Origin of the sequence: Ruegeria haliotis, from assembly GCF_013377785.1 — a bacterium.
Taxonomy (GTDB): Bacteria; Pseudomonadota; Alphaproteobacteria; order Rhodobacterales; family Rhodobacteraceae; genus Ruegeria; species Ruegeria haliotis.
This window is the reverse complement of the sequence record NZ_JABXWT010000017.1, coordinates 24896-49619: the sequence shown is the minus strand read 5'-3', so window position 1 is coordinate 49619 and position 24724 is coordinate 24896. Positions and strand designations below refer to the sequence as shown.

Here is a 24724-nt window from a genome sequence, read left to right as displayed (position 1 = left end):
AATGGGTCGAGTCAGAGGTTTCCGCAACTTCTGGCAGGCTCCGTATCGCCCGCTATTCCTTGCAGCTTTCCTATGTCCGTTGTTGACAGTCGCATGGTGGCCCCTTGGGGTATGGTTCGGACTACCCGGCCCGTTATTTGAGCCGGTCATACTTTGGCATGTCCACGAGCTGTTCTTTGGCTTTGCAGCCGCCGCCATCGGAGGTTACTTGCTGACCGCCCTCCCAGGCTGGACAGGCCAGTCCCCAGTGCGCGGGGGTCCGCTAAAAGCACTGCTGGGTTTCTGGATATCCGCACGTTTTGCCACTGCACTGGCCAGCGCGCTCCCGCCTGTTGTGCCCATCGTGCTGAACGCCGGCTATTTTTTGCTCTTGGCCGGAATTATCGGTCAACAGCTGCTCTCTGCCAAGGCCTATCGCAAACTTGGATTTTTATTCATTATCGCGGCGCTCGGCAGCGGAGAAGTACTGTTTCTGGGTACAGCGCTGGCTGGTAGGTCATGGATCGGTCTGGCCATCATTCCTGTTGTGCTGATCGGTATGGTGATGTTGATGGTCAGTATCGGCACACGGGCGATTCCAGCCTTCACCGACAACTGGCTTGCAAGAATTAGTCGCGAAAATCGAATAAAGCAAAGCTCAGGCGCTTTGACGCAAGTGCTGCTGGCAACGGTGATAATTGCCAGAGTGATGGGATGGCACGACATAGCGAGTGTCGCGGTGATTTGTGCTGCGTTGACGCTGCTTTGGACCATGCGCGGATGGCAAAGCCTGTCGGCCCTTGGCAATCCCCTGCTCGCGGCTTTGCATCTTGCCTTCCTTTGGCTTCCAATTGGTCTCTTGGCCATGGGGTTTGCCGCTCTTGCCCCAGCGATCTATCCAATGGGCGACGCGCTGCATGCCATAACAATCGGTGGGATGTCGGGGCTGATCATGGCAATTGCGGGCCGGGCGGCAGCACACACCAAAACTGGCGATATGCAGGCCAACTTAGGCTTCATGGCTGGTGTTCTGCTGGTTTGGATTGCAACTGTAGTCCGGCTGATTGCACCAATCCTGCCCCACCACCCTGTTGAGATTGTGGCCGCTGCACTATGGTGTACGGGTTGGGTGGCCTTCACGATCGGGTTTCTGCCAGCAGTGACTGGCCCTTTGCGACGCCCGGTCCTTAGCGGTCAAAGGTACGGCGCGCCGGAAAACAATGCCAATATGGAAAGGGCAGACTGATGAAACTCGCATATGTCACTTCGCAAAAGCAGGGCGAAACTGATCGGTTGCTGTCGGATCTGGCTGCAGACCTGCAATCTAGTGGGTTGAAACTGTGCGGAATCGTCAAAGAAGTGGATTATTCTCCCACATACCAAAACGGTTGTGACATGAGTGTGCGCGTTTTACCGGATGGACCTGTGATCAAAATCACTCAGAATCTGGGAAAGGGGTCCGATGCCTGCCGCCTTGATCCCGCAGCCCTTACTGATGCAGTGGCACAGGTCGAGCGACGCGGCTTTGAAGACATTGATCTGTTTATATTGAACAAATTTGGCCCCGAAGAATGTGGGGGCCGGGGGTTCTGCTCGGTTTTGGGGAAAGCACTGGAACATGACGTTCCCGTGTTAGTGGGCGCGGGCACCGCAGGCGTCGAGGCCTTTCAGGCATTCTCAGGTGGGCTTGCCAAAGGGCTTCCCGACAACGTCACCGCACTTCGGGATTGGTGCGTGGCGTCCCGAAGGGAAGCAAAGGACTAAGCCTTGGCCAAGTCCAAACTGAAGCGAATTGCGCACCATTGTCAGCTAATGGTGGCGACACGTCAGACAGTCTTGACCGTCATGTAATTTTCCAGCCCCTCGGTCCCATCTTCGCGACCATAACCGCTCGATTTCACGCCCCAAACGACGCTTTGGGCATCGACGCTTCGAGCGTTTTGATTGACTGGTTACCAACCTCGTCTACCAGACGATCGAAGTAATCGGCGCGATTGGTAAATCTGTAACCGGCAGGATCATAAGGCATCGAATTGGCCTGTTCGATAGCGTGATCCAATAAGGAGGCCGGGTTGGTTGCTGCAACCGGGCCAAATGGTTCCTGCTGCATGATCCGCCCATTGTCCGGAACGTTCAGCAATACGGTCGATTGAAAGAAATAGCCCTTACCCGCTTTCGGCCCGCCCGTGGTTGCCACGATCGTGCCGGTGGCGTGACTTCGATGCAGACATGAACATCTTTCAAGACCCAGTGATCGGTGTAATGTAGCAGATGTAACTTTGCTTCAGCAGGGCGTTTCTAGACGCTCATAGGGACGGGAATACAGTTTTGACTGCACCTTCAACGAAACTTCTCTCGCTCGCAGAAGTGCGGGCATTGGCCAAATCTGTCCTTGTTTCTGCGGGTATGGATGCCCACGGCAGCGATGTGATCGCGGATGTGATCATGCGCTCTGAACGCGACGGTCCGCGCAGTCACGGATTGCGGAACCTACCGGTCTATGTGCAGAGTTTCACGTCGGGCTATGCCAATGCCGCCGCCGCGCCCTCGGTGAAACGCATTGCGCCCGGAGTGCTGCGCGGTGATGGCGACAATGGCTATTATCAGATTGCGGCACGTGCAGCGCACACGGAGCTGATCGCCATGGCACACCAGAACGGCATCGCCGCGTTTACCTGTACAAACTGTCATCACCTTGGCGCTTTGCGGTTTGACACCGAACCGCTGGCCGAGGCGGGACTTGTGGCAATTGCCGTCATCAACTCGCTCTCTTCGGTGGTTCCCCACGGTGGGGTGCGTCCGGTTTTTGGCACCAACCCGATGTCTTTCGCCTGCCCGCGTGAAAACGCTGCGCCTGTGGTCTGGGACCAAGCCTCGTCAACAGTGGCCTTCCTGGACATCAAGATGGCCGCAGCCGAAGGCCACACGCTGCCTCGGCCCGCCGGTCTGGATTCCGAGGGCAATCCAACCAAGGACGCGGATGCCATTCTGGAAACCCGCAGTCTGCTGCCCTTTGGCGCCCACAAGGGCGCGGCAATCGCCTTTTTGGTAGAAGTTCTTGGCGCGGCTTTGGCAGGTGGCACACTATCCGTGGACAATGAGTTGCGCGACGCGCACGGAGCGCTCAATATCAAAGGGGGCGCCACTGTGATCGCCATAGATCCGGCTCGCTTTGGCAATGCAGCTTTTGGCGACTACATCACCCGTATCTGTGCCGAAATTGAAGGCAACGGCGATGCCCGGGTCCCGGGAGACGGGCGATTAAAAAATCGAGCCTCTGCCGAAGTTGACGGCGTGGCTGTCAGCCTGGATGTTCTGGCGCAACTGGAAACGCTGACCTCTCAGGGTTAATTTGACTGGCCCGACCGCATCCCGACCAAAGGTAGTTGGAAAGGGCAGACAGCAACTCTCGACCAGAACATCCCCATTGGCTGCGGCAACGCGCGCCCTTCTTCCGCATCAAGAGGCCCGCGGCGTCTTTATTCTACCGCCCGACGACCCTTCCACTTGCACAAGGTTTCAGGAACGTAGCTACTGCCAAGTGGCGCCAATTGAGCAAGTCCGCAAAAAACTTCGCCAAAAGCCCATGCTCTGCTAAATTGAGGGCATTATTTTAAGAAGCACTTTGGAAATTCAGACAATGACTGACGAGATTACGCCGGTTTCCGTCCTGGATGATTGCTTTGGGAAAAGCGTTCCTATCTACGGGCTAACCTTCGACAAAAACGTCACCGCTGACCCGCGATCATGTGGTCAATGTGATCGACGCGCAGGGTTTCGCCGACGTGATGTGCTATAGCCATGGGTGGAATAACGATTTCCCCACCGCCAAGGCCCGCTACGAAAGCTTCTTTCGCGGTTTGTCAGACATGCAGGCCGCGCATCCGGTGTCACTGCCTGATGGCTTCAATCCACTGATCATCGGGATCTTTTGGCCCAGTACGATCTTGCTCTGGCCAGATGAGCGTACACCCGACATCGCCGCCAGCGGAGCCGCCCCATCCCCCGAAGAAGTGGAAGAGGTGATGGAGCTTTTGGATCCCGAAACACAATCCCTGCTGCATTCAAAACTAACAGCGGGTGATCCGTAGAACCGCGACGAGGCGCTGCTGATCGCAGCGGCGATGGCCGCGACGCTTCCTGACACCGCAATTGTGGATTTGCCCGAGACAACAGATGGTTCACCGCTTGATGCCGACGATCTGGTCGCCGCGTGGGAGCGTCTTTCGGGCACAGGCGGCACCCCGGCGGTTTCTGGCAGTGCTGATGATTTTGGCATGGGCAGCACCGACAGTGATGACGACGCTGGCTTTCTTGGCTTCGATCCGCGTACCCTGGTGCGAGCCGCGACCATGTGGAGGATGACAGACCGCGCTGGTGTGGTCGGTAGGACCGGCGTTGCCGAGGTATTGGGCCGTTTGCTGTCACAATCTTCGGCGCGGGCGCATTTGATTGGCCACTCCTATGGTTGCAAGGTGATCTCGACCGCGTTGTCTGAAACCACCGCAACACGAAAGGCGCAAAGCCTCACCCTGTTTCAACCTGCGGTCAATCATCTGGCTTTCGCGCCCGAGGCACGGCCCGGCAAAGCCGGTGCCTATTGCATCAATTTCAACCGGCTGGTCCGGCCAGTATTCTCGGCATATTCCCAGCACGACACGCCACTTCACCGGATGTTCCATCTGGCCGCGCGACGCAAGAAAGACATTGGCGAGCTGCAATTCGCAGCTCGAACGGGTCGCTATTACGCGTTGGGCGGATACGGTCCGCTGACCTATGCGCAAGGTGAAGTTCAGGAGTTTCAGTTGCCCCAGGCCGGCGCCTTCTATCCCCACCACGCCGCATCCGGCCGACTGATCGGGTTGGACGGGGCCGAAGGGATCACTGGGCATTCCGACGTCGATAACCCTTACACTCATTGGGCGATGATGCAGCAGCTAACCTGACGGAGGGTATTTCTCATGGCAAGTATCATCCGCAGTATCAACGACTTGCCGACACTGCGTTGCTCGATCGGCGTTCGAAACCGTAAGCCGGTTCTGCTGACTCAGCCCTACATTGGGGCCGACAAGCTGGACAGTGAACTGGAAACGCCGTTCATCGCCCCAGATGGGCAGGAGTTCCTGCAACACACACTGTCTCAACCCAATCTGCCAGTGGCCCGACATATCGAAATTCTGCACAAAGCCGCCCTCGAAGGCGTGCCGCTTTGGTTGCAGCTAAGTCAGGACAGCGCCGACGCCGCGTTGTTGCCATGGGAAGAAGCAATCTTCCACCGCACCGGGCGCCGCACGCTGCGCATCTCGAACTTTGTAAAACCCCTACACACCGCGGCACGACCTGCGTCTGGCTGTGTGTGCATTGGCACCCACGCAAAGGGCGACTTTTCCCTGACAGATGAAATCGCTGAGCTTCTAACCTCGCTCGCCGTCGCACTGAACGAGAATACGTATGACGCCCGGGTTTCGGTCTTTGCGCCCCCATGGGAAACCGAAAAGTTGCGTCGATACCTGAGTTTTGCCGACACCGGCGGATTGCTCATCGACATCGTCGACCTGTCTCCGGCGGGCTATGACCCGGCGCCGCAAACACGTTCTATCTCGGACTCGCCACAAGTCACCAATCCCTGGCTACGTTGGATTCAAGATCATCATCGCGATACCGGGCTTGACGGGGTACATTTCATCTGTCCGGGCTATACTGCGCGCGATCAGGGCGCATTGGCACTGGCAGAATCGCCCGGAGAAAACGACGACACAAGGTGGGCACGGTTCGTCGGTCAGGACGAACTGATGCGGTTCTATGACCCTCTGGGCGTGTCCATCATGGGGTTCACCGCGATGGGCAGCAGCCGTTGGGCCGACGGCATCCACAGCCCCGCGTATCAACTGTCATGGGCACGCCCCGGTCCGACTTACGTGAAACCTGCAGGGCCAGCGGCGTATCACTTCGGATCGCTCTTGCGCGGGATATGGACCCCGTCCGGCATACATCCTGAATTGCCGCCGCAAGCCCCTGCTTATGCGTATCCAGATATGCTTGTCCCAGCAGCACTTGTCGCAGACCTCGTCGAGGTTGACCCTCCGTTTGTGACGCCCCATCCCGAAGGGGAGACATGGTCATCTTCTCAAAGAATATCGCCGGTCGGAGACTCGTCATCGACCGGGTTATGTACGCACATACGGGATCACCCTGCCTGCCGCGGAAGCCGCCCAGCCACTAGCGGCTGAACAAGTTTTCGAAAGCGACGTGCACGGTTGAGTTCGGTCAAAACCAGAACATCTCTGGAACAGGCGAAGGACACCAGCGCGCTGGATGCGCTGGCGTTTCTTGAAGAGGTGTTGTCCAAATGAGTGGCGTGCGCATCACCTTCACCGGCATGTCAGGCTCGGGGCAGATGCAATATGGGTTTTCGGTTCAATCGACGCAGGGCGGGCTTCCACCTCACCCTCCGCAGACGATCAACCTGAGCCCATCAGATCAGGTATTTGTCGATCTCGCACAGCTTGTCAGCGACCCAAACGTAGATACGCCGCGGGTTGTGGATGCCGGGCAGACCCTGCACACGATGCTACACACGCATCAAAACACTGCTGTGGCACTTCCGAGCGCGCTAAACGCCCCGGCCAACGCGCCCGACCGGGACATTTGGCTGTGCTTTCCCCCCTATGACGATGCAATGCGGCACTTGCCATGGGAAACGCTGCACGACCCGAGCCAAGGCTTTATCGATAACGATCTCGGCTTGCCGGTGGTGCGCATGGTGGACACGAAACAGGACGCGACCCAACCCCCGACCGCGTTGCCTGCGGATGGATTGCGCATCATCAGCGTGATCGCCGCAGATGGGCTAAAGACCGAGGGCGGGCGTGAGTTCAAGGCGCTGTATGATGCTCTGGCCGCTTACATCAAACCATGGACGCTGCATGTCTATTCATCCGATCAGCCGGTGATTGATCAGATCACTGCGATCGGGAATCCGCGGGTGCAACATCATTTTGTACCCGCCACGGCAACCGATCTGATGACACGGATTTCAAACTTCAAACCACAGATCTGCCATATGTTCTGTCATGGCGTGAGCGTTGGTCAGGGCGCAGCCCGGCTAGAGTTGTCAACACGGGGCAGCCAAACGAACCGGGCCACTGTTGAAGTCAAGGCCTCACATCTTACTGCGGCCCTGCCTTCGTCCGCCTGGCTGGTAATGCTGAGTGCCTGTAACAGTGGCGCGGCACCGGGCGACAGCGGATCTCTGGCGACGGCACTGGTTGAGGATGGAGTGCCAATCGTCGTGGGCATGCACGAGCCGACCCAGGTGCGGACGTTGCACGCCTTCATCAAGGGGTTTCTGGCGCCGGTACTGACGTCGCTTGATCAGGCGCTGGCCCAAAACGGGCGGGTTCCCTTGTCTGTCGCCTCGTGCCTGCCCGCAGCACGCCAGGCGATCTGTGCAACGTTCCGCAAACCCAATGGCAATCCCGCAGAACGCATGAAGGGCTGGTCCCTGCCCGCAATGTTTGTCAGTTCGAACCCGTTCCATATCGAACCCGGCACCGACGATGACGATGACGATGACGATGACGATACGCTGGCCGTGCTGGCGAGCCTTAATCGAAATCGCGATATGCTGCAGAGCTTTCTAGACCGTATGGGGGGTCAGATTTCCGCCGAGGACGCGACCGAAATCAAGGCTCGGATCGCAACGATTGACCGAGAAATTCTGGAGAGTTTGCGATAACCTTCCTCAAACTTCCGGACACGTTGCAGATCAACACCTGGGCAAGTTCCAATCTTTCAAACACGGCGGCGCGCGCAGGACCTGCAAACCAAGTTGCTGGGCTTGCCCCGACCCGAACGCACACACCTTCTTGCACCCGAGGTAATCGATCAATCGCAATGGTGGCACACAGACGTGGGGTGGGGGCTGATCCTGCCTGACGACCCCAGCCTGTCTCCGGCGCAAAAGGCCGGGTTGCAACCATCCGACCCCCCTGCCCTGCACCGGTTGTTGGCCGCACACGGCAACGCACCGGTTCTGCGCTATGCCCCAGATCAAGAGGTCAACACACTGCACCGGTACTATCCCGATGGCCGGGAACAAAAGGTCAGCTTTCAGGCACTGAACTACGGGACCGGGCGCGGAAGATTACCCCGGTATCTGTTGATCTATGGAAGCCCGGATGTCATCCCATGGTCGGTGCAATACAATCTGGGCTTTTCCAGTTTTGTCGGACGTCTGGATCTGACCGGCCCCGCCCTTGACGCTGATGTTGACGCCATCTGCAGTAATTGGGCCCGTAGTGCCGTTGACCCTGACGCAATGACCATCTGGAGCGTTGTCCACAACGACACCGACATAACCGAGCTGATGCTCAACGCAGTGGGCGCTGAACTCGGCCGTACTTTCCGTTCTGATGGCGACTACACTCCCACATTCTTGTCGCGAGATCAGGCAACAGTTGCGTCACTGATCCAAAGCCTGATCGACACCCCGGCCCGGTTTGGTGGCGACAACAAGCCATGGCCTGACCGGGCTTCTGAACGACACTGCTATTATGCGTTTTTTATGCGTTCCCGTCTCGGTCACCTTGTTGATCAGACACACCTGCCTATAGATCCCGCAACGTTGCTGGGGACCTGGCAGCCGGATGGGGCAATTTGGTATGCTCATGCGTGCAGCTCGGCCGGATCAAACAAAAAGACCGACTTCTTGCCATATGTCTCAGCCGGGTCAGACGTTGCAAAAATTCTGACCGACGTCGCGGCGTGCGGATCGATGGTGGCGCCGTTTCCGCGCGCACTTCTGGGCGCGCAGAAACCCTTGCGTGCCTTCATCGGTCATGTTGAACCCACGTTCAACTGGACACTGATGCACTCCAACACACGACAATATCTGACCCGACCAATCAAAGAGGCGCTTTATACCGGTCTCTACTCTGGTCAACCTGTGGGCATGGCCCTGGATGCTTGCCGACGGGCTGGTGCGGCAGTGACAGGAGCCCTTCTGGCAGCCAAAGATGAGTATATCTTCGGATCAGAAAACGCACATGACCTTTTGCGGCTACAACTGACAGCGCACGATTGGGCCTCTTTGGTGCTGCTGGGCGACCCCGCCGTGACACTGCATGGCTTTGGTGCACAGCCGGCTGACTAAGACCGAATAGCTTTATCGTGGTTTCTGGATCGCACGCGCCCAATTTCTTCGGCATTGAGAATGCAAGGCCGCCCCGCTTGCAAGAAACCTATCAAAATCGGGGCTTGATCACCCAATCATGTCGATTTCACTATCGATGAGACGGGTCCGGACGGACCCTGACCCGCCGGCTTCAGGACGAAGGCGCGAGTTTCAGCACTATCACCTCCTGCACAACTCAAACTTGCGCAGGCATATTTGGGTGATCCCCACCTATCCTCGGAAGAGACTGCACATCTATGCGGCTTTTTCTGACCAGAGCAGCTTTATGCAAGCTTATCGCCGCTCGACAGGCTGTCCACCCAAGGTGGACGGAATTTCGCTTACAAACAGCAGAGATACGCATCTTTCTGCTGATGGCGGCATTGCAGCAAGGATTGACCGGACCGAGGCATAAATTCTGTGCTTAGGTTGTTACCTACGCGCTCACCACGTGTAGTCCTACAATCTTAAGTTGAAGGTCACTCACTATGTCAAACGGTACGTTCACCGAATTTCTCTCGGCGCTTCTGGCATTCGAATCCGGCTGGGACCGGGACAGATACGAAACAGGTGTCATTCAGGACTGGCAGCTTGATACATGGGCCAGAGGGACGGTTACTGAGTTCTTCCCCGATTACACCAGTTGGGACGACCTGACCGACAACGAATGGCGGGCAATGTCTTATCGCTCGATGAACTCGCTTGGTTTTGTCGGCTTTCAGTTCGGCGAGGCGCTGTTGATCGATCTGGGCTATTACGATGACGATCAGTTCTACGGCAACGGTGCGGCGACCAACACCTGGGACGGCGATTGGACCGGCAAGAATGGCGTGACCTCGTTAGAAGATTTCATGACCGCCGAGGCGCAGACCGTCGCCATCCAGGAGGCGTTTGGATACAATCTGGAGATCATCGAAAACGGCTTGCAGAATGCAGGGCAAAACCTGAATGATTTCATCGGGCAAACGACCACCTATACCGACGGCACCGGCGCGACCGTCACGGTCGAACTGACCTTGACCGGCATTCTTGCCGCAGCCCATCTGCGTGGCGCCTACGGAACGCTGAATCTGTTGCTGGGCGGCGCAGTTTCAACCGATGAATACGGCACCTCGATCCTACAGTATATCGACCAGTTTGGCGGCTTTGACAGCCCGTCGGTCAACGAAATGATCGCGTTTTTTGACGACAACAAGACCGGAGACGAGGGTCTTGGCACGCCCGACGAAAACCCCGATAACGGTTCGGATAACGGGGCTGACGACGGTTCAGGATCAGGCTCGGCCGACGTGGACAAAGACAGCGCTGATGTTGTGCTGACCTGGTCCTACGGGTCCGACACGCAGATCACCGATTTCGACCCGGCCACAGGCACGATCTTTGTCGATTGGATTTCGGCAAATGATCTGAACATTGCGGAAACGAACGGATCCGTGGTGTTCTCGGTGCCATCGAACCAGCAGTCCCTGACCTTGGCAGGGGTCACGCTGGCTGAGTTGTCGCCAGACAACTTCACCATTCTGGACAGCAGCGCCACGCAGGAAATCCTAAATCTGATCGGAGGGGGCGAGTCCAACCCAGCCCCAGACCCGGCGCCTGATCCAGATCCTGCGCCCAATCCGGACCCAACACCAAACCCTAATCCCGCGCCTGTGCCGAATGAGACTGGTCAAGCCTTCAACAATCCAGAGATCACCAAGCAGAATGCGGATGTTGTCGTGACCTGGGCCTACGGCAGCAATGCGGTCATCGACAATTTTGATCCGGCCAACAACACGATTTTCATCGACTGGGTCGGCGCCGATGCTCTTGAGGTTTCGCAAGTGAACACCTCAGTCGTCATTGCGATACCGTCCAACAACCAGACGATCACACTGCAAGGTGTGACGCTGGCCATGCTTGAGGCTGCAAACATACATGCGCTGGACACTACGGCTCGGGACGAACTGTCCACGCTTATCAGCGCGGGTGACGAGACTGACGGCGGCCACGGCGAAGGAGGACACACCCATATGCACATCGTTGTGGGCTATGGCACCCCAGCACAGGTCCTCGACGGTTTCATGCCCGCAATGAGCGACGTGATCGAAATCAGCGCGGATATTGCTGCCAGCGATTTCGAGATTTTCGAGGAATCCGGCGACGCACTTGGCCAGACTGTACGGATCAGCGTGACGGTGGACGGGGTGACAACTCAGACCATCCTGACCGGTTTTGGGCTGGAAGACCTCACCATCGCGAATTTCTCAGCCGACAGTCAGCCGGTTTTGAACGAGATCGCCAGCGCCCTGGGTCAGGATATCTCGACCCCTGCCAGCGGCGGTTATACCCTGTCCTACGATGCCGACGGGTCCAATCCGGCGGACGTCACAGGCAGCACCCAAGCAGGCGGGCGCATCTTCAAGGCCGACAGCAACGCCGATGACATCATCGATTTCGATCCCTCGATTGATCAACTGGATTTCGGCAGCATATCGGTCCATGGCATGATCGTGACAAAGTCTCCAACGGGCGAAATCGTCATCGACAGCCCGTGGTCGGATGCGGCCCAGATCGTGCAAGGCGTTACCTATCAGGACGTAACCATCGACAGTTTCGGCGTGGTCGGGAATGAGCACTTGCGGCAGGATCTGGGCGCCGTCGTTTCCTGGGAACACGGTATCGGGCCCCGCGATGCGGACACGGTCTACATCCGCAGTCATGAATATGGCCGATCCGAAGTCATCGACGATTTCGATCCAGCCTCGATGAAGATCAGCTTTCTCTACTATGGCACGCGCGAGCGTCTGTCGGTCGAAGACACCAATGCCGGGCTGGTGATCTCGACCCTGCCCAGCGGGCAGAGCTTTACGCTCACCGGTGTCACCAAGGCGGATCTGGTTCCAGGCCTTGTCGAGTTCCATTTTGATCAGGTGATGGAAGATAATCTGGAAACGCCCCTTGGTTTGGACCAGAACGACGTGACGTTGGTGGACAGAACGGATCTGCTGACGCCCGAAGCGCCTGACGTGGCAACCACCGACGGATTCCAGACCCGCACCGGCGACCTGACTGGCAGCGTTTACGAAGACGCCGCTGCCGAGACGGACGACAGTGATGGCGATGCGCCGGGCGGGACATTGCCCGGGGAAACCGTGGTTCTGGGTGTGGGTTCCGATGTGGTCGAAATCAACTGGAACTGGGGCGTTCAGACCCGGATCGAAGGGTTTGATCCGTCAGAAGACAGTTTTGACTTCAATGCCCTGAGCGGCGATCACGTCGCGCTTCGCGAGGTGAATAGCAACCTCGAGATCGAAGTGTTGGGCAATGGTGGCAACATAACCACCCTTGTCAACATTCAGGTGGAAAACCTGACTCACGCCAATCTTGTGGCAGATGCCAACAACCCGATCCTTGACGATAACAGTTTTCTGATCACCCAACTGGCCGAGCTTGGTTTCGATCCCCTGGCGTAGCAGCTTGGGCAGTGGCGGGACCCCGCCCATGCTCCATTTGATCCTGCGCGCCGGCCTGCCTGGGATCACGCGGCTGAAAATCGCCTTGGAGTTGTCGCATTCTCTGCGAGTTCTTGCCTGAAACACTAAAGCTTCTTGGCAAGGGATCGTTACTTACCTAAACCCGATAAACGTTTGGCTCCTTGCTGCTTATTGTGGATAAAGAACATTGAAACCTGAACACCGTATGTCGGCGGCCCCACGACATGAACTGCGCACTGTGCGCAACCAGGGCATGACGTTCCTGGCGTTGGCGTTTCTGTTCAGTATCTTCGTCAACCTGTTGATGCTGACCGGGCCTTTGTTCATGCTGCAGGTCTACGACAGGGTACTGGGCTCGCGCGCGGTTGAAACACTGACCGCGCTGTTCTTGCTGGTTGCGCTGCTCTACAGCCTGATGGCCATGCTGGATTTTGCACGTGGTCGCATCGTTGCGCGATTTGGCGCACGCTTTCAATCGCAGCTGGATGAGCGTGTATTCGATGCCACCTTGCGACGGGCCCTTTACCCACAAGCACGATCCGCCCCGGCAACCGCGTTGCGCGATCTGGAATCGATTCAGAACCTCTGCGCGTCACCTGTGCTGCTGGCGGTAATGGATATTCCTTGGACACCGGTTTTCCTGGCCGCAATCTTCCTGTTTCATCCCCTATTGGGCTGGTTGGCCGTCACAGGCGGTGGGTTGCTGATCATCATTGCCCTGCTCAACCAGGCTATGACCCATCGCAAGGTCGCTGCTGCACAATCCGCCTCGGCGCGGGCCAATGCGTTTTCCGAACACGCAAGACAGGCGGCCGAGGTCGTCCGCTCGCAAGGGATGCAAAAGGATGTCACCCTGCGCTGGCTGAACCAGCGGTCCGATGCCCTGCGCCAGACCGTTGCGGCCAGTGACTGGACCGGCAGCTTCACCTCGTTGACGAAATCGCTGCGGTTGTTTCTGCAATCCGCGATGCTGGCCTTGGGCGCGTGGCTGGTGCTGCAGAATGAAATGACGCCGGGCGCGATGATCGCCGGATCAATTCTGCTGGGCCGTGCTTTGGCGCCGGTTGAACAGGCCGTCGGGCAATGGGGCATGATTGAACGGGCCCGGGCGGCCTGGGTATCCCTCAATCGCTTTCTGGACCAGACACCACCCGAAATCCCGCGCACCAAATTACCTGTGCCCGCAGCGCGGCTGGAGGCCAAATCCCTGACAGTCGTCCCACCCGGTGCTGCAACGCCAACGCTCCGCAATGTGACTATGAGTCTCGAACCCGGGCGGGCGCTTGGTGTCATCGGCAAAAGCGGGTCAGGCAAGACAACGCTGGCCAAGGCCCTGCTGGGATTATGGCGTCCGACAGCAGGTGAAATCCGGCTTGGCGGCGCAACCCTGGATCAATACGATTCAACCGATCTGGGTCGCCACATCGGGTATCTGCCGCAGCAGGTTACCTTGTTCAATGGCTCGGTCGCCGAAAACATCGCGCGCATGTCCGCCAACCCGGATGCTCAGGCCGTTGTCGAAGCAGCCAAAAAGGCGAATGCACATGAGCTGATCCTGACCTTGGAGAAAGGGTATGACACCTTTCTGGAGGGTAATGACAGCCAGTTGTCCGGCGGGCAGAAACAGCGGATTGCGCTGGCGCGCGCCCTGTATGGCGACCCGGTTCTATTGATTTTGGACGAGCCGAATTCCGCTTTGGATGCCGAGGGAACCGAGGCTCTGAATGCCGCCGTACGCGGGCTTAAGGCTGCGGGTAAGTCTGCGATCATCATGACCCATCGCCCACAGGCAATTTCCGAATGTGACGATCTGGCGGTTGTTGAAAAGGGTCAGCTTGTGAAATTCGGCAGTCGGGACGAGGTGTTGAGCTCCATGGTTCAGAACGCGGGTGCTATCAAGCGCAATATCAGTCAGGCGGCAAATTGATGGCGAATAACGGAACAGAAAATGCGCACCCGGTCTGGCGTATCAGGATTCCCGCGATGGTGGGTTTTGCCGCACTGGCGCTTTTGATCGGCGGGTTAGGCGTCTGGGCGGTCCAGACACGTCTGGCGGGGGCTGTTGTGTCATCGGGCGTGATCGAAGTCCAAAGCAACAGACAGGTGGTCGAACATCCCGATGGGGGCGTTGTCGGCGAGATTTTCGTACGAGATGGCGACGTGGTGGCAAGTGGCGAATTGTTGCTGCGGTTGGATGACACGTTCCTGTCGTCGGAACAAACCATTGTCGAAGCTCAGCTTTTTGAACTTCTGGCCCGCCGGGCCCGGCTTGAGGCCGAGCGTGACGGCGCAGCCTCGGAGGAGTTGGCGGTACGCCTTCATGAGGTTCAACAGCAAGACAGCATAGACCCGGATCTGATCGCCGGTCAGCAGCGTCTGTTTGATGCCCGCGTGGAAACGCAGGCCAAGCAAACAGAACAATTGGCCGAACAGCGGGTTCAGATCGAAAGCGAGATCGTCGGCACGCAGGCGCAACTTGTGTCGCTGCGTCGACAGGTCGATCTGATTCAGGATGAGTTGGAAGATCAGCAAAGCCTGTTCAGCCGGGGTTTGACACCGGTCAGCCGGGTTCTGGCCCTGCAACGGGAAGAGGCCAGCCTGACCGGAGAAATCGGCAGGCTGGAGGCAGCAGTGGCACGCTTGCGCGGGCAGATCGCCGCAAACGAGATTCAAATTGTCGAACTGACCGCAACCCGACGCGAAGAAGCGATTACCGCCCTACGCGATGCGCAAACTCAGATCTCGGAACTGTCCGAGCGGAGATTGTCCTTGTCCGAACGCCTGTCGCGGTTGGACATCCGCGCACCCGTGACCGGAACCGTCTATGACAGTCAGGTTTTTGCGTTGCAATCCGTCATTCAACCCGCCGAACCCATGATGTATGTGGTACCCCAGGACACACCCTTGCTGGTGGCGGCACGCGTTGATGCCATCCACGTGGATCAGTTGTATGTCGGGCAGCCTGTCGCCCTGCGCTTTCCGGCGTTCAATCAGCGGGAAACTCCGGAAATAGACGGTCATGTGATCAATGTCTCCGCCGATACGTTCACCGATGAGCAATCCGGCTTTACGTTCTACCGCGCCGAACTCGCACCAGACGATGGTCAGGTCGAACGGTTGAATGGTCAGGCCCTGTTGCCAGGTATGCCCGTCGAAGCGCTGATCAAAACCGATGAACGCACGCCGTTATCCTATCTTGTCAAACCAATGGCAGATTACTTCAACCGGGCATTCCGTGAGTAATCCATCGGCAGCATTGGGTGATCTTTCCTAATGCTGTATCACTGCGTTTTCCCATTCGGAAAGAAACTTTTTTCTCTTTAGCGTGTCGAGAAATGTCAACAGTGCGGGGTCCAACGTGATCGTCTCGCGTTCGTGTGTCGTATCTTCGGAATTCAGCAAGGGAAGAGCCGAGCCGTCATTTGGCGATCCGGGTTTTTCTGCGATCAGATGGCGGATGAACGCTTCGGCAGCTTCAGGCTCCAAGGTTCCCTTCATGACCATCGCGGATCGCATCATGGTCGTTTGAAAATCCGATGGCAGGATAATCTCCAGCGCCGCCGCCCCCTCGGCACGAACGGCAGCGTAGCTTCCCAGAACATTATATGCGACCGCGATAGTGCCGTCGGCCAGATCGGTGAGCATATCACCAGAGCAGCAATAGAGACGCACATCCAAACCACCCATGACCTCCATCAGACGCCAATACGTCTCAGAGGCGCGTGCGTCTTGCGTGGCAAACAAATATCCCAAACCGGATTGACGCACGTCATACGTGCCCACCCTTCCACGAAAATCTTCGGGTCTGGTGCGAAGGGTTTCAATCAGGTCCTGTCGCGTTTGCGGAATCAACTCACCGTCGAATGCCGTCCGGTTGATAACGATTGTCGCAGGCTCGGATGTGAAGGCGAAAAGGCTTTCATGCCACTGCGCCCAGTGCGGATGCGCAATATCATTTATGGTCAAAGCAAACCCATCATTTGCCAGCTTCAACTGCAAGTCCATTGCGCTGGAAACGACAATATCAAAGGTTTCTGGCGCTGCCCGGACAAGGCGATCCAAGTCGGCTGTTCCCGTCACCATATATTCGACAGAGATCGACGGATATTTGGCGACAAACCCCTCGATCAAAGGGGCGAACAAGGCTGTATCGGTGCTTGAGATAATGCGAAGGCGGGTGCCAACTGCTCCTTCGTTGAAGATTTTCTGTTCTTCCCAATCCTGCGCCACGCCCACGCAGGGCAGCAGACATAGAACTATAGCGATAAGATAACGCAAGCGCCGCCCCCCGGTTGGTTCGTCAGGACAAGCGAGCCGCCATGGGCTGTCGCCACATCCTGTGCAATCGTCAGCCCCAGACCAGAACCGATGGTTCCGGCGGCATTCTGGCCGCGCTCAAACCGCCGTGTGAGGGTATCAATCTCATCGGGTGGAAAGCCGGGACCCTGATCACTGACCTTGATCTGAACGCATGGGTTCGCCACCACCTCAATCACCACCACGCTGTCTGCCGGGGCATATTTCAGGGCATTGTCGATCATGTTGCGCACCGCATTCTGTATCAGGATCGGATCGCCTGAATATGGAACCGAGGGATCACCAACCAATGACAGCATGAGATCCTTCATCTCGGCGATTGGCGTCAATCGCTGCACCAATTCGCGTATCAACGCGACCAGATCGATATCTTCGCGCACTAGGTGATCAGCGCGGAACGTGATCATGGCATGATCCAACAGCTGGCCCGCCGCGCGCGAGCTTTCGTCGATAGCCCGCACCATGGATCGCAGCGCCTCGCGGTTTTCTTCCTTTTCGACCCGGTGGAGGGTCGCGTCCGCATAAGATCTGACCGTCGCCAATGGCGTTCTTACCCTGTGCGCGGCTTCGGCAATAAAATCCTCGGATTGACTAAGCGATTGGTCCAGACGCCCCATCAGCGAATTCAACGACCTCACCAAAGGCGCCATTTCCCGGGGGACAGGTTTGCGAAACGGGCTAAGGTCCTGCGGACCACGGCGCGTGACCGACGTGGTCAGCCGGTTGAGCTGCCCGATAGTGGCCGACGTCGCCCAAAAGGATAGCGCTGCCGCCAACGCAAAAAACACCAACCCCAGCAGGGCCGCATTGCGCGAGATCTGATCCAGTGTTTCAGACAGCGCATCCTGGGTCTGGCCAAGCGCCACCTCGATCTCAGTCTGTTTCTTCAACCCGGCGAGGGTTCTGGACGCGCTGACCTGCCGGATGTTTTCCCCGCGTACCTCACCCGATTGAAAGGACCACCTGCCATCCGCCGCCCCTGGAAGGATCGGCATGTCTTCATAACCCGACAAAAGTTCTCCGTCTTGAAAGATCGCATAGAACACCCGATCATCTGCTGGCGTGGTCAGCATCGAAAAGGCCGCATATGGAATATCGACTTGAAGCTCGCCGTCTCTCAGCGCGGCGGCGTCCAATATGGACGAGACAGACGCCTCGAGAATACTGTCCTGACCCTGTTGCGCCACCTGTGCGGCATAGTTGCGCACTGCAAAGAACAGAAGAAGTGCAAGGATCGCAGCCCCGCCGATCAGTGTCAGAACAAGCCTGTTTCTCAGCGACCCTGAAATGTTTGGATCAAGTGACATGATCCAACCTGTACCCCAAACCGCGTAGCGTCGTGATTTTCAGATCCGAGTTTTCAAGATGCTTCCGCAACCGGCCCACATAGACCTCGATGGCATTGTCAGAGACATTGTCGTCATAGGAAAACAACCGATCCGCCAGCTTCTGTTTAGAAAACACCTGACCGGGCGCATTGATCAACAGCTCCAACAACCGCAACTCGCGGTTTCGCAGCGGGACAATGTCCGGCCCCACGGTCAAATGACCGGCCACCGGGTCAAAGATGATGCCGCCGATCTCGATCGTTGACTTGGCGATCCCCGATTTTCGACGCAGAACGGCACGGCAACGGGCCTCAAGCTCGGCATGATCGAACGGTTTGGTGACGTAATCATCCGCCCCCAGATCCAGCGAACCGATTCGATCCGAAACTTGACTGCGCGCCGTCAAAACGATCACAGGCGTGTCCAAACGGCTGGCGCGATGTTGCTTTAGGAAGTCCCGTCCATCCCCATCTGGCAGCATGATATCCAAGAGGATCAGGTCATAGTCCTCGATTTCAACGAAGGCTGCCGCATCCTCTAATTTCGCTGCGTGATCAACAACATGCCCATCCAGTCGCATGCGGGAACTGATCGCGTTTGCGAGGTCCAGATTGTCTTCGACCAATAGAAATTTCATGAGGTTCCAGCAGTATTTTTGCGCGTGACAGGTTGATGTCAGGTTGATGTGTTCTGTTTCCGGATAATCTGAGCCGCCAAGCGGCCGGTTGTCAAATGGGAGGAAAACATGACGACATTCAAACTGGGCCGCCGCGCCCTGATCGCAGCTGTGGCTGCCGTTGGTCTGACAGGACCGGCATTGGCCGATGAACAGGTGGTGGACAGCATCCACTTTCTGATCCCCGGGGGCGCTGGCGGCGGCTGGGACGGTACAGCCCGTGGCACGGGTGAGGCGCTGACCAACGCAGGCCTTGTGGGCACCGCGTCTTATGAAAATATGTCGGGCGGCGGCGGCGGCAAAGCCATCGGCTTCCTGATCGAAAACGCCGACAGCAACCACGGCACACTTATGGTCAACTCGACCCCTATCGTGATCCGTTCACTGACCGGCGTGTTCCCGCATAACTTCCGCGACCTGACGCTGGTCTCGGGCACCATTGGGGATTACGCCGCGATCGTTGTTGGCAAGGATAGCCCGATCAACTCGATGGCGGACCTGCTGGCGGCTTACGACACTGATCCATCAAGCACAGCCATTGGTGGCGGTTCGGTGCCGGGTGGCATGGACCATCTGGTCGCGGCCATGGTCATGGAAGCAGCGGGAAAAGACGCGCTTGGCGTCAAGTACATCCCCTATGACGCCGGTGGCAAAGCCATGGCCGCGCTTCTGTCAGGCGAGATCGCGGCCCTGTCGACCGGTTTCTCGGAAGCTGTCGATCTGGCAAACGCGGGTGAGGTCAAAATCATCGGTGTGACCTCGGAAGAGCGCGTGGGCGCTGCCCCCGACGCAATGACCATGAAGGAACAGGGAATCGATACCACCTTCGTGAACTGGCGCGGGTTCTTCGGCGCCCCCGGTCTGCCCGAGGACAAGCTGGTCGCGTATCAGGACGCCATCACCAAGATGTACGACACCCCTGAATGGGAAGACGTCCGCGCGCGCAACGGTTGGGTGAACATCCACAACTCGGGTGACGATTTTGAGACTTTCCTGGAACAGCAGGAACAGCAGATCAGCGATCTGATGAAGAAGCTGGGTTTCCTTTAACGACACCGTTGGTGGGGCGGTATGCCGCCCTGCCACCACCAAAGACAAACAAAGGGAGGGGGGATCATGGCACTGGATCGCTGGATTGCGCTCGTATTGCTGGGCATATGCCTGACTTATGGCTACGCCGCCTGGTTCACGATGGATGGCGGTCTGCCCCCCTTCATGCAGCGAAACCCCATTTGGCCAAGTACCTTTCCCAAGGTACTGTCGATTTTGGGCATAATCACGACAACGATTATTCTGCTGGGTTTTGAAAAGGGCGAGCTCAAAGAGGCGGATATCGACTATCGGAAACTCGGTGAATACCATCTGGGTCAGGCCCTGATGTTGCTGGCGCTGATGGTGGTTTACGCGCTGTGCCTGCGCCCAGTCGGGTTTTTGATCTCGACCTCGGCCTTCCTGATCTTCGGTTCCTTCATTCTTGGCGAACGCAAGTGGCATGTCATGTTGCCCGTTGCGCTAATCGCGACAGGGGCCGTCTGGTATCTGGTCCAGGAAGTTCTTGGCATCTACATGCGCCCCTTGCCGGGCATTTTCGGAGGCTGATATGCTTGAAGGACTTCTGATCGGCCTGCAAACGGCATTCTCACTGCAAAACCTTCTGATGGTCATCGCTGGCTGCTTGATTGGTACGTTTATCGGCATGCTGCCGGGCCTTGGCCCGATGTCGATCATCGCTATCATGATCCCGGTTGCCATCTCGATGGGCGATCCGTCGGCCGCGCTGATCCTGCTGGCCGGGGTCTATTACGGCGCAATCTTCGGCGGCTCGACCTCGTCAATCCTGCTGAACGCGCCGGGGGTCGCTGGCACTGTGGCCTCTAGTTTCGACGGCTATCCGATGGCCCGTCAGGGCAAGGCCGGCAAAGCGCTGACCATCGCAGCCATTGCCAGTTTCGCCGGGGGAACAATCGGGGCTGTCCTGTTGATGATCTTCGCACCTGCCCTGTCTTCAGTGGCGCTGCTGTTTCATTCCGCCGAGTACTTCGCCCTGATGGTCGTAGGTCTTTCAGCAATCGCGGCCTTTGCGGGCACTGGTCAGGTGGCCAAGGCGATCATCATGACCGTTATGGGCCTGATCATGGCAACCGTGGGCGAAGGTGCTTTGTTCAATCTGCCCCGTTTCACGATGGGAATCATGGACCTGCAATCCGGCTTTGGCTTCATCACGCTTGCGATGGCGATGTTCGCCTTGCCCGAGGCCCTGTTTCTGGTTCTCAAACCCAAGAACCTGCAGGGCGATGATGACGCCATCAAAGACCTGCGCATCTCAAGAGCCGAGGCAAAGGCAATCTCGCCCGTCATTGGCCGTCAGTCGATACAAGGGTTCTTTATTGGCGTTCTGCCGGGTGCCGGTGCCACAATCGCAAGTTTCCTCGGCTATGCGGTCGAACGCAACATTGCCCCTAAGGCCGAACAGGAAGAATTCGGCAAGGGATCTATCAAGGGCCTTGCCGCGCCCGAGGCGGCAAACAACGCCGCCTGTACAGGATCGTTTGTACCTCTGCTGACGTTGGGCATTCCGGGTTCGGGCACAACGGCCATCCTGCTTGGGGCTCTGATCGCTTTGAACGTGACTCCGGGCCCTCGCCTGATGATCGATGAGCCGCAGATCTTCTGGGCTGTCATCATGTCGATGTTCATCGGCAATCTGGTTCTGCTGATCCTGAACCTGCCGTTGATCCCCTACATCGCCAAAGTGCTGGCCGTGCCACGCAACTATCTGATCCCGTTCATTTTGTTCTTCACCCTGATGGGCGCCTATATCGGGCAAAACAATGCCACCGAGTTGCTGATACTGGTAGGCTTCGGCATCTGCGCAACAGCGCTGAAATTCGCGGACTATCCGCTTGCGCCGTTGCTGATCGGGTTCATCCTTGGCGGCATGATGGAGGATAACTTCGCGCGGTCAATGCAGCTCTATGACGGAATAGCATTTGTCTGGGAACGCCCCATGACGCTGGGTCTTTTGGTAATTGCCGCCCTGCTGGTTCTGCTTCCCAGCTTTCGCGCGCGACGCGCAAAGGCGCGGGCGGCTGGTGTCGCGGATGGCGACTGAACCGCTCTTCTTGTTACGCTTTTTTTCGCCCTAGGCTCTTGCCTCGTTCGGCTGTGCAGCCAGCAAGTCAGCCGCGGCTCGGGCGATGACCAGTTCTTCGTTGGTCGGGATGACCATCACTGAAACGCGGGACAGATTGGTCGAGATGATGCGGTCATTGTCTGCATTTGCGTCCGGGTCCAGTTCGATCCCCAGCCAACCCATGCCAGAACACACCCTGTCCCGGACCAAACGCGAATTCTCACCAATGCCCCCAGTGAAGACCAAGGCATCAATTCCCCCCAGAATGGCGGACATGGCCCCCAATTCGCGACGGATACGAAAGGTGAAATAGCTGATCGCCTGACGGGTTTCGCGGGTATCCGCCCTTTCCAATGTGCGCATATCATTCGACAGGCCCGACAGGCCCAGCAATCCGGACCGCTTGAACAGCAGGTCCGAGATTTCCGAAGCACTCAGCCCCTCCTGCTCCATCAGATACAACAAAACGCCCGGATCAAGCTGTCCGCACCGGGTTCCCATCGGCAGCCCATCCAGCGCCGAAAACCCCATGGTTGAACCAACAGATCGCCCCCCGATCATCGCACACATGGACGCGCCGTTGCCCAGATGGGCCACCACAACCCTACCGGCGTGAAGCAACGGGGCCGTTTCTGCCAGGTGGTCCGAAATGTACTCGTAGCTCAGCCCATGAAACCCATAGCGCCGAACCCCCTTGTCATAATATTCGCGGGGCAGCGCGAAAACATCATTCTCCCACGGGTGATGACGATGAAACGCGGTGTCGAAACAAGCAATCTGGACGGCATTCGGGAAACGTGCCATGGCTGCCCGCACTCCGGCCAGATTATGCGGTTGATGCAAGGGCGCAAAAGGCGAGAGCTTATCCAAGGCCGTGATCGACATCGCCGTCAGTGGCAGCGGCGTGTCGATATCGGGACCACCGTGAACAATGCGGTGACCCACTGCCGTGATCTCGCACTCGGGATACGTGCGACCCAGTAGCACCAAAACCCAGTCCAAAGCACTTGCGTGGTCCGGCATCGCCCCGGGCGTGCCATTGGCCAGAACCTCCCCGTCCACTGTTCTTGCCTTGACGAAAGTGCCCGGCTCTCCGATCCGGTCCACCGCCCCAGTGCAAACCGTGACAGGATCACTGCCACCCAGTTCAAACAACCCGAATTTGAGTGAGGATGATCCAGCATTCAATGTCACGACATGGGTCATCAAACGCCTCCTGACGCAACGGAGATCCGCGCCTCGTGCAACGCGGCGACGGCGCAGGAGGCCAGCCGCGCCTTGTCGTCATCTGCACGGCTGGTCAGGATAATAGGAACCTTCGCGCCCAAAACCACACCTGCGCCTTCGGCATTGGCGATATAGGTCAGTTGCTTTGCCATCATGTTGCCGGCATCCAGATTGGGGACCACCAGAATATCGGTCTTTCCAGCGACTTCGGACACAATGCCCTTTGTGCGCGCAGCGGCCAGGCTGACGGCGTTATCCATGGCCAGAGGTCCGTCCACCAGCCCGCCTGTAATCTGGCCTCGTTCAGCCATCTTAGACAGCAGGGCCGCGTCAACCGAAGACCGGATCGCGGGATTGACTGTCTCGATGGCCGACAGCACACCGGCCCTTGGCTGCTCGATGCCCAAAGATCGGGCAAGGTCAATCGCGTTCTGTGTGATGTCGATCTTGGTTTCCAGATCCGGCTCGATATTGATCGCGGCGTCGGTGACCAACAAGGGCCGTGGCTGGCCCGGCACATCCATCACGAACACATGGGTGAACCTGCGCCCGGTCCGCAGCCCCCTGTCTCGCCGAAGCGCCGCCTTGAGCAACTCGTCCGTATGCAGATGCCCCTTCATCAATGCTCTGGCGCGACCTTCCGCAACCAGATCAACAGCTGCGTTTGCGGCACTGAAATGGTCGCGGACCGGAACAATCTCAAAACCTTTCAGCGACGCCCCGATTTCAGTGGCAGCAGCCGCAATCTTGTCCGGGTCACCAATCAGAATGGGCTGAATGATCGTTTCGCGCGCTGCAAGCAACGCCCCGCCCAATGAGTTTGGCTCTTCAGGGGCCACCACAGCGGTTGGCATAGCGGGCAACGGCCGTGCCCGATCCATGATGGCGTCAAAATGACGGTGCCGTTTGACAACCAGACCCGGCAAATCGATCTCGGCAAACACCATTTCCTTTTCCGGGGCGATCACCACAGCCTGCCCACTGACAATGACCGCAGCATCGGACACGCGCGTCACGATCGTGTCGAATACCACCTCGCGGTTTGGGCGTTTTTCCAAAACTGTCACTTTGGACACCAATTCATCTCCGGCATGGGCGCGTTCGACGAAATCGAAACACTGCGATTTGTACAGCGTACCGGCCCCCGGAAGAATGTTTCCCAATACCGCCGAGATCAAAGCACCCACAAACATGGCAGGTGCCAAAGCCTCGTTCACATGATCCCCATCGCCATCCTCGGTCGCCAAATGAAGCGGGTTGTGATTGCCGGAGTTGTTGGCGAAGACATAGAAGTCATCGACAGAACAGCTGCGCATCAGTTCGGCGGTGTCACCAACCTTGAGGCTGTCGTAGGGCTTGTTGTGATACTGCATCGGTGCTCATTCGTTTTTGAAGAACGGACCGCCCTTGTCT

General features: G+C 57.6%; 21 protein-coding genes. 14 read left to right on the top strand and 7 right to left on the bottom strand.

The window, feature by feature from the left end:
• Position 1 precedes the first annotated feature (1 nt).
• Positions 2-1225, top strand: a complete 1224-nt coding sequence (locus tag HW561_RS19850; RefSeq protein ID WP_176867100.1) for an NnrS family protein — start codon at positions 2-4, stop codon at positions 1223-1225.
• Entirely contained in the window at positions 1225-1743 is a 519-nt protein-coding gene (locus HW561_RS19845; RefSeq protein WP_176867099.1) for a DUF2478 domain-containing protein, read from the top strand. The genes HW561_RS19850 and HW561_RS19845 overlap by 1 nt, the downstream gene beginning before the upstream one ends.
• 62 nt (positions 1744-1805) lie before the next feature.
• Here the strand turns inward: HW561_RS19845 and HW561_RS24155 are convergent, their stop codons facing one another.
• Positions 1806-1880 carry a hypothetical protein gene (locus HW561_RS24155; RefSeq protein ID WP_328803315.1) on the bottom strand — a complete coding sequence of 25 codons (75 nt, stop codon included), beginning with the start codon at positions 1878-1880 and terminating at the stop codon, positions 1806-1808.
• Positions 1877-2176, bottom strand: a complete 300-nt coding sequence (locus HW561_RS19840) for an aldehyde dehydrogenase family protein (protein WP_235963001.1) — start codon at positions 2174-2176, stop codon at positions 1877-1879. The genes HW561_RS24155 and HW561_RS19840 overlap by 4 nt, the downstream gene beginning before the upstream one ends.
• A 170-nt stretch (positions 2177-2346) precedes the next feature.
• Here HW561_RS19840 and HW561_RS19835 point away from each other — a divergent pair, with 170 nt between their 5' ends.
• The 9 genes from HW561_RS19835 (at position 2347) to HW561_RS19795 (ending at position 15873) form a co-directional block, all read left to right on the top strand.
• On the top strand, positions 2347-3330 hold the full coding sequence (locus HW561_RS19835; RefSeq protein WP_328803314.1) for an Ldh family oxidoreductase: 984 nt from the start codon (positions 2347-2349) through the stop codon (positions 3328-3330).
• A 407-nt stretch (positions 3331-3737) separates the two neighbouring features.
• Positions 3738-4070 carry a hypothetical protein gene (locus tag HW561_RS19830; protein WP_176867097.1) on the top strand — a complete coding sequence of 111 codons (333 nt, stop codon included), beginning with the start codon at positions 3738-3740 and terminating at the stop codon, positions 4068-4070.
• A 33-nt stretch (positions 4071-4103) separates the two neighbouring features.
• Positions 4104-4925, top strand: a complete 822-nt coding sequence (locus HW561_RS19825; RefSeq protein ID WP_176867096.1) for a hypothetical protein — start codon at positions 4104-4106, stop codon at positions 4923-4925.
• A 15-nt stretch (positions 4926-4940) separates the two neighbouring features.
• The gene (locus tag HW561_RS19820) at positions 4941-6209 is read left to right on the top strand and encodes a hypothetical protein (protein ID WP_176867095.1); all 1269 of its coding nucleotides are present in this window, start codon (positions 4941-4943) and stop codon (positions 6207-6209) included.
• 119 nt (positions 6210-6328) lie between these two features.
• Positions 6329-7717, top strand: a complete 1389-nt coding sequence (locus tag HW561_RS19815) for a CHAT domain-containing protein (protein ID WP_176867094.1) — start codon at positions 6329-6331, stop codon at positions 7715-7717.
• A 102-nt stretch (positions 7718-7819) separates the two neighbouring features.
• On the top strand, positions 7820-9133 hold the full coding sequence (locus tag HW561_RS19810; RefSeq protein ID WP_176867093.1) for a hypothetical protein: 1314 nt from the start codon (positions 7820-7822) through the stop codon (positions 9131-9133).
• Positions 9134-9642: 509 nt separating this feature from the next.
• A complete protein-coding gene (locus HW561_RS23735; RefSeq protein ID WP_211198707.1) occupies positions 9643-12609 on the top strand; it encodes a hypothetical protein in 2967 nt (988 codons plus the stop codon).
• Between the two features lie 226 nt (positions 12610-12835).
• A complete protein-coding gene (locus tag HW561_RS19800) occupies positions 12836-14557 on the top strand; it encodes a type I secretion system permease/ATPase (RefSeq protein ID WP_176867123.1) in 1722 nt (573 codons plus the stop codon).
• Positions 14557-15873 (top strand): HlyD family type I secretion periplasmic adaptor subunit, encoded by a 1317-nt coding sequence (locus HW561_RS19795; protein WP_176867092.1) that lies wholly within the window; start codon positions 14557-14559, stop codon positions 15871-15873. Before HW561_RS19800 ends, HW561_RS19795 begins: the two co-directional genes overlap by 1 nt.
• 27 nt (positions 15874-15900) lie before the next feature.
• On the opposite strand, the gene HW561_RS19790 is transcribed toward HW561_RS19795, so the two are convergent.
• From HW561_RS19790 to HW561_RS19780, 3 genes are read right to left on the bottom strand one after another with little or no spacing between them, the layout of a single operon-like run.
• Complete coding sequence (locus HW561_RS19790; protein ID WP_176867091.1) at positions 15901-16908, bottom strand: ABC transporter substrate-binding protein; 1008 nt, start codon at positions 16906-16908, stop codon at positions 15901-15903.
• Entirely contained in the window at positions 16887-18254 is a 1368-nt protein-coding gene (locus tag HW561_RS19785; RefSeq protein WP_176867090.1) for a sensor histidine kinase, read from the bottom strand. The genes HW561_RS19790 and HW561_RS19785 overlap by 22 nt, the downstream gene beginning before the upstream one ends.
• Positions 18244-18912 carry a response regulator transcription factor gene (locus tag HW561_RS19780; RefSeq protein ID WP_176867089.1) on the bottom strand — a complete coding sequence of 223 codons (669 nt, stop codon included), beginning with the start codon at positions 18910-18912 and terminating at the stop codon, positions 18244-18246. Before HW561_RS19780 ends, HW561_RS19785 begins: the two co-directional genes overlap by 11 nt.
• Positions 18913-19020: 108 nt before the next feature.
• On the opposite strand from HW561_RS19780, the gene HW561_RS19775 reads away from it, so the two are divergent.
• The 3 genes from HW561_RS19775 to HW561_RS19765 all read left to right on the top strand — a co-directional run bounded on the left by HW561_RS19775 (position 19021) and on the right by HW561_RS19765 (position 22063).
• Positions 19021-20001, top strand: coding sequence for a Bug family tripartite tricarboxylate transporter substrate binding protein (locus HW561_RS19775; RefSeq protein ID WP_176867088.1), 981 nt, complete (start codon positions 19021-19023; stop codon positions 19999-20001).
• 66 nt (positions 20002-20067) lie between these two features.
• Positions 20068-20550 carry a tripartite tricarboxylate transporter TctB family protein gene (locus HW561_RS19770; protein ID WP_176867087.1) on the top strand — a complete coding sequence of 161 codons (483 nt, stop codon included), beginning with the start codon at positions 20068-20070 and terminating at the stop codon, positions 20548-20550.
• A 1-nt stretch (position 20551) separates the two neighbouring features.
• Positions 20552-22063 carry a tripartite tricarboxylate transporter permease gene (locus HW561_RS19765; RefSeq protein ID WP_176867086.1) on the top strand — a complete coding sequence of 504 codons (1512 nt, stop codon included), beginning with the start codon at positions 20552-20554 and terminating at the stop codon, positions 22061-22063.
• Between the two features lie 30 nt (positions 22064-22093).
• Here the strand turns inward: HW561_RS19765 and HW561_RS19760 are convergent, their stop codons facing one another.
• Positions 22094-23290, bottom strand: a complete 1197-nt coding sequence (locus HW561_RS19760) for an acetate/propionate family kinase (protein WP_176867085.1) — start codon at positions 23288-23290, stop codon at positions 22094-22096.
• Complete coding sequence (locus tag HW561_RS19755) at positions 23290-24684, bottom strand: bifunctional enoyl-CoA hydratase/phosphate acetyltransferase (RefSeq protein WP_176867084.1); 1395 nt, start codon at positions 24682-24684, stop codon at positions 23290-23292. The genes HW561_RS19760 and HW561_RS19755 overlap by 1 nt, the downstream gene beginning before the upstream one ends.
• Between the last annotated feature and the right edge of the window lie 40 nt (positions 24685-24724).